General features: G+C 54.2%; 10 protein-coding genes. 2 read left to right on the top strand and 8 right to left on the bottom strand.

Annotated features, from left to right (window positions below):
- Positions 1–137: 137 nt before the first annotated feature.
- Entirely contained in the window at positions 138–1,070 is a 933-nt protein-coding gene (locus C1N64_RS03535; protein ID WP_054634730.1) for a 2-dehydro-3-deoxygluconokinase, read from the top strand.
- An 899-nt stretch (positions 1,071–1,969) separates the two neighbouring features.
- Positions 1,970–2,842, top strand: coding sequence for an alpha/beta hydrolase (locus C1N64_RS03530; RefSeq protein WP_006121422.1), 873 nt, complete (start codon positions 1,970–1,972; stop codon positions 2,840–2,842).
- A 4-nt stretch (positions 2,843–2,846) separates the two neighbouring features.
- On the opposite strand, the gene C1N64_RS03525 is transcribed toward C1N64_RS03530, so the two are convergent.
- The 8 genes from C1N64_RS03525 to bcsA form a co-directional block, all read right to left on the bottom strand.
- Positions 2,847–4,355, bottom strand: a complete 1,509-nt coding sequence (locus tag C1N64_RS03525) for a M16 family metallopeptidase (RefSeq protein ID WP_033737328.1) — start codon at positions 4,353–4,355, stop codon at positions 2,847–2,849.
- Between the two features lie 245 nt (positions 4,356–4,600).
- Positions 4,601–5,890 carry a dicarboxylate/amino acid:cation symporter gene (locus C1N64_RS03520; RefSeq protein WP_172677667.1) on the bottom strand — a complete coding sequence of 430 codons (1,290 nt, stop codon included), beginning with the start codon at positions 5,888–5,890 and terminating at the stop codon, positions 4,601–4,603.
- A gap of 215 nt (positions 5,891–6,105) precedes the next feature.
- Positions 6,106–8,115: a biofilm formation regulator HmsP gene (gene hmsP / locus C1N64_RS03515; RefSeq protein WP_072193761.1), complete on the bottom strand. Its 2,010-nt coding sequence runs from the start codon at positions 8,113–8,115 to the stop codon at positions 6,106–6,108.
- Between the two features lie 186 nt (positions 8,116–8,301).
- Positions 8,302–9,309 carry a glycosyl hydrolase family 8 gene (locus tag C1N64_RS03510; protein ID WP_033737323.1) on the bottom strand — a complete coding sequence of 336 codons (1,008 nt, stop codon included), beginning with the start codon at positions 9,307–9,309 and terminating at the stop codon, positions 8,302–8,304.
- Positions 9,310–9,318: 9 nt separating this feature from the next.
- Entirely contained in the window at positions 9,319–9,765 is a 447-nt protein-coding gene (gene bcsD / locus C1N64_RS03505) for a cellulose biosynthesis protein BcsD (RefSeq protein ID WP_039339205.1), read from the bottom strand.
- Positions 9,765–13,571, bottom strand: a complete 3,807-nt coding sequence (locus tag C1N64_RS03500; protein ID WP_394515255.1) for a cellulose biosynthesis protein BcsC — start codon at positions 13,569–13,571, stop codon at positions 9,765–9,767. The genes bcsD and C1N64_RS03500 overlap by 1 nt, the downstream gene beginning before the upstream one ends.
- Positions 13,572–13,582: 11 nt before the next feature.
- Positions 13,583–16,555 (bottom strand): cellulose biosynthesis cyclic di-GMP-binding regulatory protein BcsB, encoded by a 2,973-nt coding sequence (gene bcsB, locus C1N64_RS03495; protein WP_394515254.1) that lies wholly within the window; start codon positions 16,553–16,555, stop codon positions 13,583–13,585.
- The gene (gene bcsA, locus C1N64_RS03490) at positions 16,552–18,660 is read right to left on the bottom strand and encodes a UDP-forming cellulose synthase catalytic subunit (RefSeq protein WP_006121414.1); all 2,109 of its coding nucleotides are present in this window, start codon (positions 18,658–18,660) and stop codon (positions 16,552–16,554) included. Before bcsA ends, bcsB begins: the two co-directional genes overlap by 4 nt.
- Positions 18,661–18,674: the final 14 nt, after the last annotated feature.

Raw genomic sequence — 18,674 nt, 5'->3', positions numbered from 1 at the left:
CGCCGAAACAGGGCGCGTTATCGGGTTAATTATCATGTTTTAGCGCCCTAAATTAAATTAAAACACTGTTTTAAAAAGTTGACGACAGGCCTTACAAACGCGAGACTGAAGCGAACTTTTACTACAGGCCTGAAACCATGACGCAGATAAAGATCGCTATTATTGGTGAGTGCATGATTGAGTTGTCCGAGAAGGGTGAGAACCTCAAACGCGGCTTTGGCGGTGACACGCTGAATACTGCGGTTTATCTGGCCCGGCAGGTCAGTCAACAGGATGTACGGGTTGATTATGTCACCGCACTGGGCATTGATCCCTTTAGCGCAGAGATGATGACTCGCTGGCAGGCGGAAAACGTCAATACTGCACTGATCCAGCGCCTTGAAAACAAAATGCCGGGTTTGTACATGATCCAAACCGACGATCAGGGCGAACGCTCCTTTTGGTACTGGCGCAGTGATGCGGCAGCCCGTTACTGGCTTGATGGCCCGGGTGCCGACGACATTTGCCAACAGCTTAAACATTACGACTATCTTTATCTGAGCGGAATCAGCCTGGCTATCCTGCCTGACGACAGTCGCGCCCGGCTCATGCAACTGCTCGCAGACTGTAGGGCAAACGGGGGGAAAGTGATATTTGATAATAATTACCGCCCGCGCTTGTGGAAAGATAAGGTCACTACTCGCCAGGCTTACCAGACAATGCTCGAAAACACGGATATGGCGTTCCTGACGCTGGATGACGAGCACTTGTTATGGGGCGAACAGTCTGTTGAGGACGTCATTGCCCGCGCACGTGATGCGGGCGTAAAGGAAGTCGTCATCAAACGCGGGGCGGAATCGTGCCTGATTGCGTTTGAAGACCAGCCATTGGCCGAGGTGCCTTCCGTCGCGCTGCCAAAAGAAAAGATTGTCGATACCACGGCCGCCGGGGATTCATTCAGTGCGGGCTACCTGGCCAGGCGACTTGTCGGCGCGACGACAGAAGAAGCGGCACGGCGCGGTCATCTCACCGCCAGCACAGTGATTCAGTACCGCGGTGCGATCATTCCGCGTTCGGCAATGCCGGAATGATTGCCAGTCGCTCATCACGGGGACACCGGTACAGGCAGCATGTCTGTGCCTGAAGGAAAACGGGGGTGGATACGAAGCGCATTAATCTGGTCTGTCTGGTATACGCGACAGGGAAAAAGCGTCAGGCTTTTACAAAGCGAGTGGGTGTAAGACGCAGATTATTGAGCCAAATCCCCCCATCCTGTTTTTCAAAAACCGCGGTACGAAGCCCAGACGTTATCCGCAGGCAAAGGATATTCAACGATACGGTACCGCCTGCGTTCGCTGAAGAGAGCTTCGATGGCATGGCTTTTGCCATCAACGCAAAGGCGCAGAATGACGTCGATGCGCTAACAGCGTTGGCAGAAAACCGTGGGACACCGTAGTAAAGCCGCCAAAACTGTTCACGAAGGTAACTCAAGGGGACAGTTCCGTGATCCGGAGGGCTGTTACTGAAACGCCACCTGAACGCCTTCTGGAGAGTTGACGGTCAGGATACACTGACGATTAATAAGCCCCCATGAAGCGGGACGATATATTGAGCCGCAATGGCATCGTACCGTCCGGCATCCAGACATTATGTTTCCTGAAACATCACAGGGGAATAAATTCCTGCTATTTCCGTCAGGGCAACATGAAAAACCGCTCATTTAGCTTAAGTCAGCTCAGCCGTTTTAACGCCGTCGCCTATGGTCCTCATCTGTTAACAGTTTCTAATCTTAATGCGTTTTTATTCCTTTTAAATTATCAAGTTAGCCAGGTAGCTTCAACGCCAGGCATAGTCCGAATCTCATGTATAAACCGCTTTTAGGTTGGACGATTACATTAAAACAGGCCATCTTTTAAACAGCGACAGCAGGATGCTGTTCTCACGGCCGCGAACAAAACAACGACAACATCTCTCGCATCAGGACACTGCTATGAATACAGAAATTATTAATATCTGGCCAAATGGTGATGCGCCAGGCGCCAGCGATTCTCGTGCTCAGCCCCAGATTGTAGATACCGCAAAAGAGTATGAACCCTACGACCGCGTAGCAACCGGTGTACGCTGCCCGGAAATGGCTATCTGGCATCCTGTTGAATCCAATGGCATCACCTTGCTGGTTGCGCCAGGGGGCGGCTACCAGCGCATCATGATTGATCGTGAAGGCAGTGCGCTGGCAACGTTCTTTACTTCGATGGGTTATACCCTGGCGGTAATGACTTATCGCCTGCCCTATGATGGACATCACGAAGGACCAGATGCACCGCTGGCCGACGCACAGCGCGCCGTGCGCGTACTACGTGAACGGGCACAGCGCGGGCTAAACGGAAAATATATTGTGATGATGGGCTTTTCTGCTGGCGGCCACGTCACCGCGAGCCTGGGTACGCGTTTCGGCGAAAAACTTTATCCCGTTCAGGACAGTGCAGAAAACCTGTCGCCTCGGCCGGATGCAATGGTTCTGGTTTATCCGGTCATCAGTATGCGCGATGGTCTGGCCCATGAAGGATCACGCACACGCTTATTAGGTGCCTGGCCCGATCAAAAAACTATTGATGCTTATTCACTCGAGACCCGGGTTCACAGTCAGGTGCCGCCTACGTTGCTGATTCATGCCGCCGATGATGATGACGTGCCAGTGAATAACAGCATGGTATTTTTTAGCGCGTTACGGGAACATAACGTCCCCGTGGAAGTGCATTTTTATCAGAAAGGTGGGCACGGCTTCGGCATTCGTGGTGTAGCGGATTTGCCCCTTGCCAGCTGGCCGATGCTGGTGACCGAATGGCTCAGGGCAAAAACCTGATCAATCAGGAGGCCGGTGGGGCAGCGTCACCTGCGGGGCTGCTCTCCGGCTGGCTGACGTCAGTGCCGCCTGACTGCGCTGCCGACGGAGCAGGTTCCCCCATCAGTTTGTCCCAGTCAGCTTTAAGGCTTTTCACATTGGTTTCTGTTTCGCCTTCCGGCTGAATCAGCACCATCATGAGTTCCTGACTGAGCTGCTGCCGTAATTCCTGATTCATCTGATCACGTGTCAGACCTGCCAGGAAATCCTGCCGCAACTTTTGATACTGTTCCGGCGCGATATCCACCACAGAATTACGTTGCGAGCGCAGGCGCTGACTGATCAGCACGTCCGTATCAGTGCGGGCATAGGTGGTAAACAGCTTATTCAGTTCCAGCAGCTTCTGAGCCATCAGCGCGTCAAACTCTTCCTGAGGCAAACCGTTATCGCGTACGGCGGCCAGCTCACGTGCCACCAGATTCATATTCTGTTCCAGGCTGTCGTTGCGCGTGTCCATATTAATGGAACACTGGGCGCGTTGATAAAGCACCCGGCAATCAAAGCCAACCTGAACGCCCTGCGCTTTGCTGTTGCTCAACGCACGTTGAACGTGCCAGAACAGCGCCTCACGCGCCAGGTCGCCCCGCCAGTAACGCTGGAGGTTTTGTGAATCACGGATAGGCTGCCAGGGTGTATCCCACACCAGAGAAAGACGGTCCTGCGCGCCGCTGCCGCTTACCAGATTCACTGGATCATGCGGTAACGGAGACAAGGTCGGCACCGGCGCAGCCGAACTGCGCTTGCCTTCCAGCGAGGAGAACGCTTTATTGATCTGCTCAGAAAAACTACGGCTGTCGACATTGCCGACCACATACAGAGTGATGGCATCCGGCGTGTACCACTGCTGATAAAAGCTTTTTAGCTGTGCGATATCCACCGGCGCGCGCGGTTTCTCTGCCGGATCGTGCGCTAATAGCGCGGACCCTTTCAGTCTGTAGCGCCACCAGACATCCTGCGTATCCGTTGGCCAGGTTTTAACCGGATCGGAAGCAGATAACGCGGTGTCCACCACCTGATTAGTGATCGCCATATCGCCAGCCGTCGCGGCCAGCCAGTTCAGGGCTTCCTTTAACAGGTCTGGACGGTTATTGGGTAAGCTTAAGTTATATTGCGTGTAATCATACGATGTGATGACGGGCGGTAACGGGCGCTGTGGATCGATGCCCTGCTGCCATAAAGCACGCTGCTGATTTGTATCCAGTGCGGTGTTATGAACCAGCGCCAGACGTGACAAAAGGTGGCTAAAACCGGTTTGCTGCGCACTTTCTACCAGTGAGCCTGTGTTAACCACCATACGCAATTCAATGCGGTCGCTTGGCCGTTGCGGTGTTGCCAACAGTTGCCAGCTAAATCCGTTGTCCAGTTTTCCCTGTTGCCAGGCTGGATCAGGTTGCAGCGTTTCAGCGGATGCACCGTAACTGGTCGCTGCCAGCACTAGTCCACCAACCAAAAGCCGAATTCTGGTGCCCTGCATGTGAACCCCTACTCAAACAATTCAAAAAATCGTTATCACTGGCACGTTTAGCCGCGTTTATAAGCGAACCGGTCATTGCCGATTCGCGCTGCCGATCATTAACAACAGGTTTGACCACAGGAAGACCGGGATGTCACGCAACGAAGTGAAAAACGTTGAAAAAAACAAGTGGGGTTATTATCCAAATGCCCGCTGTCAGGGCAAGTGACAGCGGGCATTTGAGAGGATTAAATCACATTCAAGGATTAAATCGTGGATTCAGACGGGTCTTTTGCGCCATTTTTGCCCGCTAATGTCTCACCCAACTGTTTTTTATCCAGTTGATCAACCCATTTCGCGACCACAACGGTTGCTACGCCATTACCTACCAGGTTCGTCAGCGCACGGGCTTCTGACATAAAGCGGTCGATACCCAAAATCAGCGCCAGGCCGGCAACGGGTAAATGTCCCACTGCCGACAGTGTTGCAGCCAGAACAATAAAGCCGCTGCCTGTAACGCCCGCCGCCCCTTTAGAAGAGAGCAGTAATACCACCAGCAGGGTAACCTGATGGAAGATATCCATATGCGCATTTGTTGCCTGAGCAATGAAAACAGCCGCCATCGTCAGGTAGATAGAGGTACCGTCCAGGTTAAAGGAGTAACCTGTGGGAATGACCAGTCCCACCACGGATTTCTTACAACCCAGCCGCTCCATCTTATCCAGCATACGCGGCAGCGCCGATTCGGATGAGGACGTTCCCAGAACAATCAGCAGTTCTTCTTTAATGTAGGCAATGAATTTGAAGATGCTAAAGCCACCGAAGAGGCGGGCAATCAGCCCCAGCACAACGACGACAAACAGCACACAGGTAATATAGAAACAGATAATGAGCTGGCCAAGCTGCACCAGTGAACCTACGCCATATTTACCAATGGTAAAGGCCATGGCACCAAAGGCCCCGATAGGCGCCAGGCGCATAATCATATTGATGATGCCGAAAATGACCTTTGAGAAGCTCTCGATCACATTGAAAATCAATGTGCCCGTGTTGCCCAGACGATGCAATGCGAAGCCAAACAGCACGGCAAACAGTAATACCTGCAGGATATTGCCACTGGCGAAGGCGCCAATCACGCTACCCGGAATCACATCCAGTAAAAAGGCCACAATGCCTTGCTGCTCAGCCTGTTGCGCATAGATGGCAACCGCTTTGGCATCCAGCGTCGCAGGATCAACGTTCATTCCCGCGCCAGGTTGCACAACGTTAACGACGATCAGGCCGATAATCAGCGCAAGGGTACTGACGATTTCAAAGTAAAGCAGCGCAACCGCACCGGTGCGGCCCACGGCTTTCATGCTTTCCATTCCGGCAATACCGGTAACGACTGTGCAGAAAATCACGGGGGCGATGATCATCTTGATCAGTTTAACAAAGCCATCCCCTAGCGGCTTCATCTGCGTCCCTAAATCAGGATAGAAATGGCCCAGAAGCACGCCGATGGCGATGGCGACCAGAACCTGGAAATAAAGGCTTTTAAATAGTTTCATAAACAGGTATCCACTAACGAGAGGTAATGTTGTCGGATTTTTTATTGTGACTGTCTGACAGGGCTGGCAGGTCAGGCAGTGGACAGAAAATAACACTCTGTTTACGTGATTAATACAGGGCTGCAAAGTCAGGGGAAATGATAGGCGCGTAATTCTGAACTGAAACGCTTCAGCAAGGGGTTTTGTAACTAAATTTCTCGCAAAATCAAGGAATCAGGGCGTTATTCCTCCTCCAGGGCATTATCCAGCCATTGATGAGTAAATTGCGCCAGCGGCACGGCTTCAGAATAAAGATAGCCCTGACCAATCGTGATACCGCGGGCCAGCAGCCAGTCACGCTGTTCACTGGTTTCCACCCCTTCAGCAATGACATCCAGGTCAATAATGTCAGCAATGGCCGCCACGATACGCACCATCGTGTCGTCCTCAGGCAACGCGGCAACAAAGCTGCGATCCATTTTCAGTTTGTTAACCGGTAAGGCTTTAAACTGATGCAGGTAGTTAAGATTGGAATAGCCCATCCCAAAGTCATCCAGTGCAACGGCAACGCCGGTTTTTTGCAACATCCGCAGCAGGGAAATAGCCTGCTCAGCATCGCCCATTTGCGCGGTTTCGGTAATCTCCAGCACTAATGTGCCTGGCGCAATTGAATGGCGCGCCAGCAAGGATTGCAGATGATTCACAATGCTGACATCGCGTAACTGAACGGCAGAAATATTGATACTCAGCGGGACCCTCACCCCATGGCGCTGCCAGCCAGCCAGAATGCGGCATGCTTCTTCAAATACCCAGCGGCCAATCGCTGAAATCACCCCGATTTCTTCCGCGCTGGCGATGAACTCTTCGGGTAATCCGTACCGGCCGTCCGCCTGACGCATACGCAGTAGTGCCTCCGCACCCGCCAGCCTGCCGGTGCGCATATCAATCTGGGGTTGCAAATAGAGGGCAAACTGCTCGTCGTGCAAGCCCTGTAAGATATCGTGTTCCTGAGTTAAGCGCTTTTGCGCCCGTTCGGTGAGGGCGGCATCAAAAAACAGGATCTGATTTTTGCCCTGACGACGGGCTGACATCATTGCGGAGGTCGCACGATCCAGCATCTCATTAGCCCCCGTCGTTTCATCTTCTTCGCTTAACGCCAGACCGATACTGGCATTGGGTCGCAGTTGTAGCTGATGCAGAGTGACAGGCTGATTAAGGCGAATCATCAGATTGCGGGCCAGCCGCATCGCGCGAAAGGGGTTGCTGGCTGATTTCATCAGTAAGACAAAATCACTGGTAGCAGTCTGTGCCAGCAATGTCTGATCATCAATGGTGCTGCGAATTTTCTCAGCCAGCGTCAGCATCAACGTATCGCGCTGTTCATCACTGAGTACACCATTCGCTTCCTGCAGGGTTTCGATGCGTATCACCATCACACTAAAAGCATGGCGACGAGCGTGGATAAACTGTTCCAGTAAAGCTAAAAACAGCGCCCGATTCGGCAGATCGGTGACGTCGAAATGCGTTGTTAACCGACTCATCTGATCATGAATGGACTCAAGCACCTGCTGGTTGCGGTTATAGCTGCGAATCAACATACCGATTTCATCGTCACGGTGATCGGCTGGCACAGACAGTTTGTGGGTCAGAATCGCCTGCGGTGGCAGTTCCTGTATTTCACGGGAGATACGGCGCAGCGGATGCACCACCAACCGGTTTATACACCAGCTAATTGAAACGGACAGGATGAGTGCCAGCAGCAAATAGGTGATGATCATCGTGGAGAACGTGCTCAGAATAAACTGGTAAACACGAAATGAATTCGCCTGCAGTACCAGATAAGCCAGCGGCTTCGGTAAACCGGTATGCTCAACAGAGTAGAGCGGTAAGGTGATTTGCACCGGCAGTTCAAAGATCCTGGCGATCAGTCTGGGAACGGGTTTCTCGTTTTCGAAGTTCGCATGCAGCGCCTGGAACGCATTCGGCAGCACCACATCAGCACGCGACAAAATCCCGGCGGGTTTTAACGAATTAAGAATGCGTTCAGCCTGAGGGATGTCCGCTTTCAGCACCGCTTCAGACAGCGGCTGACGCACGGTATGCGCAATATTCTCCATCTGCTGGGCGTAGTCGATTCTGCGCTGTTGCACAAAATGAAACAGTTGGATAACGATAAAAATGCTGATGGTCACTGTCGCTATCAGCGAGACTGTCGCCATCTGTTTTATCGTCAGCGATCGGCTTACGCGCAAAAATTCACTCCCGGCTCGTGACGAGCGTAGACATCAGAAAAGAAAAGCGCGTCAAGTATATCCTATCGCAAGATGTATTTGTGGCTTAAGGGGGCGGAAGCAGACGAATCGGAATTGCGGTCACGTCAGTGACCACATGAAAAGCGGCATGCCGGAACAGCATGCCGCAGAGCGGGCATCAGGCGCTTAGTGCTTCTCCTGCCAGGCTGTCCAGGTCAGCAACTGGAGGCTGGCAGAAAAGTAGTTCTGCCCGGGCGACAGCTTGTCGCTCAGGTAGCCGGTTTGGTTCAGCACCAAATCCCGTACCGCCAGTAAGCCGCCGTCCATATTATAAGGGGCCGCCGTATTGGCCAGAACATCAAACCAGGCTGGCGTATTCGTGCGACTATAACCTTGCCAGAGGCGCTGAAAGGGGCCCAGCGCCAGGCTTTGCGGATCGTACCACCAGATGTTGAGCGGGACGCGAATCGCGTCATAACTGAATCGGTTTGAATAGCCCACCGCTGGCGCAACGGAACCATCCGCATTCAGCGCTACCCAGTCCAGCGGCAGGTCGCTGTTGCCGAAATGCATTTTGCCCAGCAAGGCCATTCCACCGTCAATCAGCTTATTCCATACCTGTAGATGGCTGCGCTGGCCAAACTCCTGCCAGGCAACAAACAGAAAATAAGACGGGTTCAGCACCACATAGCTGTTTTTGTTGAAACCCTGCGCACCGGGCATCAACACGGTGTAACCGCCGAAATTCGCCACATCCAGTTTTACAATGGCACGCTGAATGCGGTCTGATTCCTGTTGGTAATCTGCGACGTTCCACTTTTGCGCCGCACGCTGTAACGCCCAGGCAATTAACACATCGCCATCAGAAGCATTGTTTTTATCCGCTACCGGATCCTGTGCTCCGGGAATATAGCGCCAGTAGAACAGATCGTTTTGCGGATTTCGCAACGTGGTGCGAGTCCATTTCCAGAGCCGGTCAAAAGCCGCGCGGTCATCGTAGGCGACCGCCAGCAACATGCCGTAACCCTGCCCTTCGGTATGGCTGACATTATTATTTCCCGTATCAATAATGCGCCCGTCTGACTGCAGGAAGCGGCTTTTGTAGGTATCCCACCCGTTGGCCATCGCCTGAGCACTAAAAAACATCACCATAAAACAGACCAGAATTCCTGACCACACTGACTTAAGTCTCATCAGAGCACCTTATTGATATCGGAAATGCAACGTATTGCCGTCATTAAGCTCCAGCGTCACCGGTACGGCTTTACTGCCGCCCTGCCCCTGAAGCCAGCCGGAGAAAAGCCCCGCGAGAATGGCAGCAAATGCCGTCTGCCAGTCGGCGGCAGGCTGATAACTGTCGCCTGCGGGTGCAGCGTGGTGCTTAATTAAGATGGCACTATCCTGCGGCTGTAACTGAACAAACCCCCAGTTGAAGCGGGCCAGTTGCAGGTTACATTCACGCTCCAGATCCTGCACGGTACGGGCTGCGGGCAACGCATAACGTGCCGCAAGTGATTCACCCATGTTATATAAAAAAGCCGTGGCCTGCTCCTGGCCCGCGTTGGCAATCATGCCTTCGACCAGAACGCTGACCAGATCAAACCAGCCAGGCTGATGTGGGTGGCTCGGCCCACTCAAAGCTTCACTCATTAGTTGTCTCCGAACAGGTAGCGGAAATAGAGCTGCGCGCTGCTTTCGTTATAATCACCAAAGGTGTCATAACCCAGTTGCCCGCCAATCGTGACATCTTTATCGATTTTATAATCGGCACCTGCATGCAGGTTGTAACCTACACCGTTTTTACTGTTGCCCTCGTAGAAGGCGCTTTTGACATGCCCGTTGGCGGCCAGCGCTTCCAGCTGTGCCTGACGGGACGGATCGTTCGGGAAGTACGCACTCTTATCCTGGCTGTAACTCTGGTAACCCAACGCGCCGCCAATATTCACCTTCAGGTCATCGAAGGTGCGCGTGAAGTCGATCGGGAAGGAGATGGACGCATAATCCTGCGGGCTAAAATAGCCACCCTGTCCGTAGCTGAAGTAGCTGAGATTTTTTGAGAAATCCATCCACGATAAACTCATACCGACTTTAAGTTCACGATCGTCAGCATGGAATGGACGAACATAGACGCCCGCATTGGCTTGCAGGTTGTTGTTACTGGCTACGTTTTCACCTACATAGCTGTAAGCGCCAGCCCCGACATACATGCCGGCGTCGCCATTATCGTAGCTCAGTAAGGCATTACCGCCGTTTTTGGTGACGTTCCCCCAACGCTTGCCGCTGGATTTATCTTCAGTCCCGACATAGGACAGCAGACTGTCAGTAATCGCACGCCGTTCCCCGGTCAGGATAAGCGTCAGGAAGTCCGTGATTTTGGGCGACCACTGCACACCACCGACCAGCGTATTCAGGTCCTGGCCCAGCGGCGTACTGCCTAAATCCACTTTGTAGCTGTCGCCCTTAAGCGCCAGGCTTAGCTCAACCCCAGAGGCCGTTTGCGAATTGGTCGAGGCCGTCGGCACGTCGTCCACTTTTGCGCCATTGGCCGCCACCACTTTGCCTTGTTCCAGTGCGTTGGTGCCGAAACGCCGCCATGCATCGCCCGCAGCGCTGCCCGCCGTCAGTGACACTGGCGTCATGGTAAAGTCGAACCGTGCGTCGCCGAACGGCACAGTTGAGAAAGTGAGTGGAGCTTTCGCTTCCGTCAGCTGACTCAGGCCCGACTCACCGTCACGTCCGCGTACCTGTACCGTGCCCTGTGCCCAGGTGCCCGTTTTTTCCTGGAGGGTTTCCATCATGGCATCAATATCATGTAACGTCTGAGCCTGCTGAGAGGGAACATTCGTCGTACTGGCCACGGTGGCATCCGGCGATGTGCCTGATGAGGCCGGCGCAACCTGCCAGGGCAATACCGTGCCATACGTCGACGGCGTGCGCCCAACAGGCGAAATGCTGCGGTTCACAAATGGGTTGTCAGCGAGTGCCAGTCCGCCGATGGTTGGCGTGGTGCCGGACTGCGCACCTTGCAGACCGATAATTTGTCCCCGCGCCGTTCGCAGATAACGCATGGCCTGGCTATGGTCGCCATTGGCTTCTGCCACCTGCGCGAGGAGCAACTGACGTTGCGGCGTCGGGTCGGGCGTCAGGCCACGGGCCAGTTCATTGGCACGCTGCACATCGTTTTGCGCCAGGGCAACATTGATCGCGCCAACGCGCGCGTCCTGCGACGGCGTATCCTGCGTCATTAAGTAGTCATAGACGACGCCCGCGTCTTTATTCATTTTGCCGTCCTGATAGAGACGGGCCATGGCAAACATTAAATCGCGGTTTTGTGGATCGCGCTGCAGCGCGCCAATTAACTTATCGTACGCGGCGGCGTACTGTTTCTGCTGACGCAGACGATCCACCTCGTTAATCAAATAGCCTTCACGCAAGTCGGCCAGTTGCTTAGGCGTACTGCGTGCCTGCAGCGCAGGCGTGCTCAGAAAACGTTGTGCTTCACTCTCAAGTCCGGCCTGGTTCAGCACGGCCACCTGTGCAGCATAGTCACCGGCATTGCCCTGAACACCCCGTTGCATATTGCCACGCACGACCGCTACGGCACCGGCAAGATCGCCGGCTTTTGCCAGTTTCTGTGCCAGATTTCCCGCATCAACCGGATTATCCGGCGGGTTGACGGCAAGGGCTTTTAACGTATTCGCCGCTGCCGCATCAGATCCTTGAGCCAGATACTGATCGGCCGTGGCCATTTGCAGATTAAAATTTACCCGCTGTGCCAGTTCCCGCATATCACGCGTTTGTGCACTAGCGGGAATACGGGCCAGCAATGCGCTTGCCTGCTGCCAGGCACCACTTTCGCTGGCGTTTAACGCACCGGCATAAAGCTCAGCCGTGCTGGCGCCGTCGCGCATCACTGGCTGCATCACGCTCGCCGCCTGGATTGAATCACCTTGTTGCCGATAAAGTCGCGCCAAATCAAGGCGTAACCAGCCATCCTGCGGATAGCGCTGAATGCCCTGCTGCAAGGTGGCGATAGCCGCACTGATGTTGCCCGCTGCCACCTGCCGCTTCGCCAACTGGCGAACAGGATCGACGCTGCTGCCACGCGGCGCCACACTTTGTCTGACGCTTTCTGGCAGCGAAGCCAGTAATGTATTGGCCTCCGCAGTGCGATTCTGCTGGCGTAACACATAGAACAGCCCTTCGCGCGCATTGCGGTTATCCGGATCGTTTTTTAAGATCGTGCGATAAGCCTGCTCAGCCTGCTCAGGTTGATTGCTTCGACGTAACACATCAGCGCGGAATAAGCCTGCTGCCACGCCTTTTTCGCCTTCCGCCTGAGTAAGGGGGGCGCTGAGTGCCAGTGCCTGCGCACTGTCACCGTTTTTAAATGCCTGTTGGGCGTTGGCTAACTGGGCATAAAAACGCGCATCAGCAGCCTGCTTCTGCCGATCGGCGCTCTGATCGCCGCCCAGTTGTGCCGCGCGCTGCAAGTAGTCCGCCGCCTCCTGATAACGGCCTTCTCGTTGAGCCACATAACCCATGCCAGCCAGCGCATCCGCATCCTGGGGGTTCGCCTGCAGCACTTTGCCAAAACTGGTTTCTGCGCTGTTCACATCACCGCTGTTCAGCGCGCTAAAACCTGCCCCCTTCTCCGCGCCGCCGACATTTTTACGGTAATAGTCCATCACCGCAGTATCCTGGGGATGACGCTGCTGCCAGGTTTGGTAAAGCGGCGCATCTGAAGCCTGGGGGCCCAGCCATAAAAGTGCCTGGCGAAGAGAGCGATCGGCATCCTGATTGCCGCTGGCCAGTGTACTGAGCAGCTCAATCCCTTCACGTCGGGTTGAATCCTGATATGTCAGTGCTTTTCCCAGCGCCAGTCTGGCCCCCATATCCTGCGGATGCTGAGCCGAAAACTGGCGCAATGCTTCAATCGCCTGCGGCAGCAGGGCACGGTCACCCGCCATGGTCAGGTAATATTCCGCAGCAACGCTGGGGGGCGGCTCATTGCCGCTAAAGGTATTGCGCCAGGTTTGCAAGGCCGCCGCGATATTGCCACTCCGCGCCTGCTGGCGAGCCAGGGAGAGCTGTGCCTGAGGAATGCTTTGCAGCTGGCGAGCGTTATCCAGTTCAGCCAGGTGCGGATCGTTGGGCGAAACCTGGCTGAGGCGCGCACGGTACTGCATCGCACCCGCATTATCGCCACTTTGCTGAGAATAGAGCGCCAGCAGGTAAAGTGCCTGGGTGTTATCAGGCTCCACCATTAACACTTTCTGCAGGGACGCCTTCGCCAGATCATCGTGCGCTTTTTGATGCCAGTAGGTTGCCTGATCAAATAACGCCTGCAGCGCAGGATTGCTGCTCTCCGCTGCCTGAAGCGGCAGAGATAAGGCGATTGTCCCGCCCAGCACTAACGCGCGACAGATCCCGGCACTGATTTGGTTTTTATTCATTATTATGGCCCTTACTTCTTACCGGCATCGCGATTATCATTTGCCTGCAGTCGACGCGAGGCATGTCGTTTCAACATGGCCCACGCGGCACTGCCTACCACGGCGGAAAACAGCAGTGCAGCCAGCGCCATTAATACCGAGTGCTGGTTGGCATACCATACCACCATCATGTACCACGGCATTTCCCCACTGGGAAACTGCGGCCCAACCCGGAAACTTCGGATGCCATTCTCATCGGTAATAATGGCAGTATCGCCTCTTACCGCCGCATTAATGCGGGCAGAGCTGAGGTCACCATGTAATCTCAGCAACTGGTCGTCACTGGTAGCAACCGCCATCACGACCAGACGATCCGGGTTCCATGTCGAGCGGTAACTCAGAAAACCACGCCAGGACTCATTCGAAGAGAAATAGCGATCGGCATCCAGTGGTTGACGATACCAGTCACCCATCAGCCAGCTACGCAGTTTTTCAAGCGTGGTCGGTTCTTTCACACCCAGCGCGCTGCCGTTAGCGTCATAAGGCGAGTTTTCGAGCATTGCCTGATTGAATGCGCTGTTTCCGGTCGTGCTCACGGCCAGTAAATCCGTTTGCTGAACCCGTGCCAGGTTATTGCCGCCGTTTGGCAGACCAAACAACACCTGATTCTGTGCCAGGACAACACCCGTCGCATTTCCCGCGCGAGCGGACAGATTTAACAGCGTGGAAATTTCCGCATCGCTGGGCTGCCCGGGCAGCAGTAGTGTGGTTTGTGAAAAGTCCGCCAGACGGGAAAACGGAAACGAAGCGCCCACAAAGTAGGACAGATTAGGCAACATGCTAAAGTGCCGCGTGTGACTCAGATCGATCCAGGAGTCCTCTTCAATTCGGCTCTTAATATTGTTGTTGAGTAACACGCCGCAGGGCGCATCCGCCTTGGGCTTAATATTAAAATAGAGCGCCAGCTGGTTATCGCCGTAAATCAGATAGGGATCGAGGTTAATCTGGTAATGCTCCTGACGCGCATCGCCACCCAGGCGGTGCCAGACGTTTTCCAGAAGCCCCTCTTTATTGACGGTCAGATTACGCAGGAAGGTTCCGTTCAGGGTGACATTGAGCAGTGAGTTTTTCTCATCAATCCAGGTCTCTGACGGAAAGCGGTAATGCAAATGGAGCGGAACCGTATCCCCATCCCACAAAAACAGATCGGGTGCTGCGCGGAAATTAACCCGCATCGCATCGTGCCAGATACCGGTCGCGGTAAGGCTTTGATCTTTGCGCAACAGCTGACCCAGACGGACAGGATGGAGCGTATTGATCCAGCGAGGCGCATCGTAAGGACTGCGACTGGCAATGGATTGCGGCTTAACCTGTAACATGCTGCCATCGGTAGTCAGGGGCTGGGTTGTCAGACGATTCGCGGCCTGGCGCAACTGATTTTCGTCTGCGCCGCTCACCAGCAGCAGCTTATACACCGGATTGCCTGGATTATCGACCATTTGCAGGGTGGGCCCTGAACTGGCAGGAAAGGTCAGTGTGCCAATCTTGTCACCGGGATGACCAAACAAGATGCCGTTTTTTTCCGGCAGCGTACCGCGGACAACCGGGAAGCTGATGCCGCGGTAATCACTTTGAATGCCCAACCAGGATGCCACCAGCACTGCCGCAGTGACCGTGTCGGGTGAAACGCTGTTGGTAAAGGCAAACGTGACATCCGCTGCGGTCATACGTTGCGGGTCAATAAATGGCCGCGGGAAGTTACGCAGGCTGGTGCCAATATTTAACTGCTGGCCTTCAAGGCTCAACATCGTTTTGGGCAGAATAGTCACCTGATACTGTTCCGCACTGTCTTTTTCGCACAACAGCTTATCGGCGTCGTTAATTTTAAAACTCAGGTTGTTGTTGGACACGATCATGGCCGCCGGAATGTCCAGCTGGTAATCGCTTTCATCACTGTCGCCCGAACCTAACGGCAGCGTACCGAGCGGTTGGCCGTTTAACATTAACTGCAGAGAAGTATTACGTGCCGCCAGCGCCTGGGAAACGCGCAGCGACAGGTTAAGGCGTGCGTTGGTCACTACCTCATCGCCTGGCAACGTAAACAGGATACCCGATTGCAGTTGACCACCGGTCAGCGTAATCCCCTGCCGCTGCCCCATTTGCGCCACGCTCAGCGTGCTGCTGACGGGCTGATTGAGCATGCTGCTGGCCATCGCGGTCGCCGTAGCCTGACCCGGTGCATAAGGGGTTGCACCCGCCGCCGCTTCCAGGGCCGGTTCTGCGTTATCAAGCCCCGCCGGTGGCGGTACGCTCGACAGCGCGCTGCTGTCATGGGTGACGGTAGCAGGGCTGCTGGCAGACGGCGCAGCGGCTGTCCCGCCATTCGGCATCGCCGACCCGGATGCCGCCTCATGAGTTGAGGTTGATACCGCAGGGTTCTCTGCCCCGGTGCTGGCTGCTGGGGCTGCGCTGTTATTCAGCCCGGCATTGCTGTCTGGCGCTGGGCTGTTGTTTAGTGTGGTATTGCTATCCGGTGCAGTCCTCATGATCGGGGCAGCACTGCTATCTGGCACAGGGCTGTTGTTGATCACTGCGTTGCTGCCAAGTGCGGCGCTGTTGTTGAGGATGGTATTACCATCCGCTGCAGTCCTCATGATCGGGGCAGCACTGCTACCTGTCGCAGGGCTGTTGTTGATTACTGCGTTGCTGCCAGGTGCGGCGCTGTTGTTGAGGGTGGTATTACCATCCGCTGCAGTCCTCATGATCGGGGCAGCACTGCTACCTGTCGCAGGGCTGTTGTTGATTACTGCGCTGTTATTCGGCACCGCGCCACTTTCCGGTGCCGCGCTGTTGTTTAACACCGCATTGCTGTCCGTGGTCTGGCCGTTATTTACCGCAGTAAGGCTGGCGTTATTACCGGCAACGGGCGCCTCTGCCGACGCGGGCAGAGCCCACAATGCAGCCGAAAGCGACCCTGCAAGCATCGACTGTATCAACATTCTCATACTGCACTGTCCTCTTTCACCGCCACGTTTTGCGCTCCGCCTTTACGTTTCTCACGGCGATCTAACCAGGTCAGCCAGAACAGTTCGAAAACAGTACGAATAATGGTGCCCAAAGAAGTAAGGGGGTTATCTTGCTTATATTCAGGCTGAATCCATGCATCCGCTCGCGCCAGTACCACTCGCACCAGTTCGCGACGACGCGACAGCGGCATTGCGCCAAAGCTGAGACGAATGCTCTCTTCATCGCCGGAAATTTTGCTTGCCGGGATAGTAATCGTGCCGGATTTCAGCAACAGATCGATCTCTTCAATCGTGTCATGCTCATGACGGTTATCCGGTGCGTCCAGATGCGCGCCACCCATTGAGAGATCGCTGGTCATAGTGCGCGAGGAAATACCGCTGGCGTAATGAATAATGGCCGGAATCTGCACCTCGATACGAATCGTTTTTCGTACCTGCTTGGTTTCACGCGCGACCGCAATCGCGGCCATTAAAATAATTAAGCTGAAGATCGCCCAGCCTACGTTAAGGGCAATCACGTAAGGATCGACACCAAAATAGTCATGCATCGTCGCACGCACGATACCCGCTACGATGCCAATGCTGAGCAATAGCGCAACGATGACGTGCGGGCGAACAATATGGAAATCGAAGAAGCCCTGATCCAGTACACCGCCTTTGTCCGTTACGTTAAATTTGCCATGCTTAGGTGACAGCAATGTCAAAATCGTCGGAATCACCAGGTGGAAACACATGACGGTTTCATAAATTTCCCCCCAGAAGGTGTAGCGGAAACGGCCATTCATACGCGAGTTTACCGACAACGACAGCACCAGATGAGGCAGGACATAAGCAAAAATAAGCGATGCTGACGAATGGATAATATTCAGATTGAACAACAGATAAGCCAGCGGCGCGGTCAGGAAGATGACGCGCGGCAGACCAAACTGGAAATGCAGCATGGCGTTGAGATAGCAAAGCCGCTGTTGCCACTTTAAGCCACGACCCAAAAGTGGGTTATCGACGCGGAAAATCTGCGTCATTCCGCGGGCCCAGCGGGTACGTTGTATTACGTGCAGGCCCAGACGTTCAGTCGCCAGACCTGCAGCCAGAGGAATGGCCAGAAAGGCCGATCCCCACCCACGACGCTGCATTTTCAACGCCGTATGGGCATCTTCGGTCACCGTTTCGACGGCGAAACCGCCAATCTCTTCCAGCGCAGAACGACGAATGACGGCACAGGAACCGCAGAAGAAAGTCGCGTTCCAGTTGTCATTACCCTGCTGCACCGGACCATAGAACAGCGCACCCTCATTAGGAATACTGCGCGCTGCGCGCAGATTGCGTTCAAAAGGATCGGGCGAATAAAAATAGTGCGGCGTCTGTAACAGCGCCAGCTTAGGATCTTTCAGGAACGGGCCCACCGTTGCCTGTAAAAATGTGCGGGTCGCTACGTGGTCGCAGTCAAACACGCAAATCAGTTCACCTTTTGTGATCTTCATTGCGTGATTAAGATTACCGGCTTTGGCATGGCTGTTATCGTCGCGCGTGATGTAGCCCACACCCACGTCGGCCGCGAATACAGCAAACTCCCGGCGTTTTCCATCGTCAAGCAGGTAAACCTTTATCTTGTCACGCGGATAGTCAATGCACTGTGCGGCCAGAACAGTGTCACGTACGACATCAAGACTTTCATTATACGTGGGGATATAGACATCAACCGTTGGCCACAGGCTGGTGTCCTCCGGCAGGGGTTCAATCGTTCGCTTTAATGGCCATGTGGTTTGCAGGAAGCCGAGTATAAGGATCAGCCAGACATACAGTTCCGCAATATATAAGCCAATGCCAAGAATCGCTTCGATTTCAGAATTAAAATACAGTGTTTCCGTCGTCCGCCACCATATATAGCGGGATGACATCAGGGCGGAAAGAATAACCATCACTACCGTTATTTTACGGCTTTTACTGAACCCCAATAAAAACACCATACCAATGCTAATCAAGCCAAAAATATACTGTTTTTGACTATCCATCGGCGTGATAATAATCACCGCAGCAACAGGTGCAAGCACCAGCAGCAGCAGGTAAAACCCAAGTTTACCCATGACCCACCCTGAAA

The organism is Pantoea sp. SGAir0215, from assembly GCF_043543215.1.
Note: the sequence above shows the minus strand (reverse complement) of the source record. Positions and strands in the feature narration are given on the sequence as shown.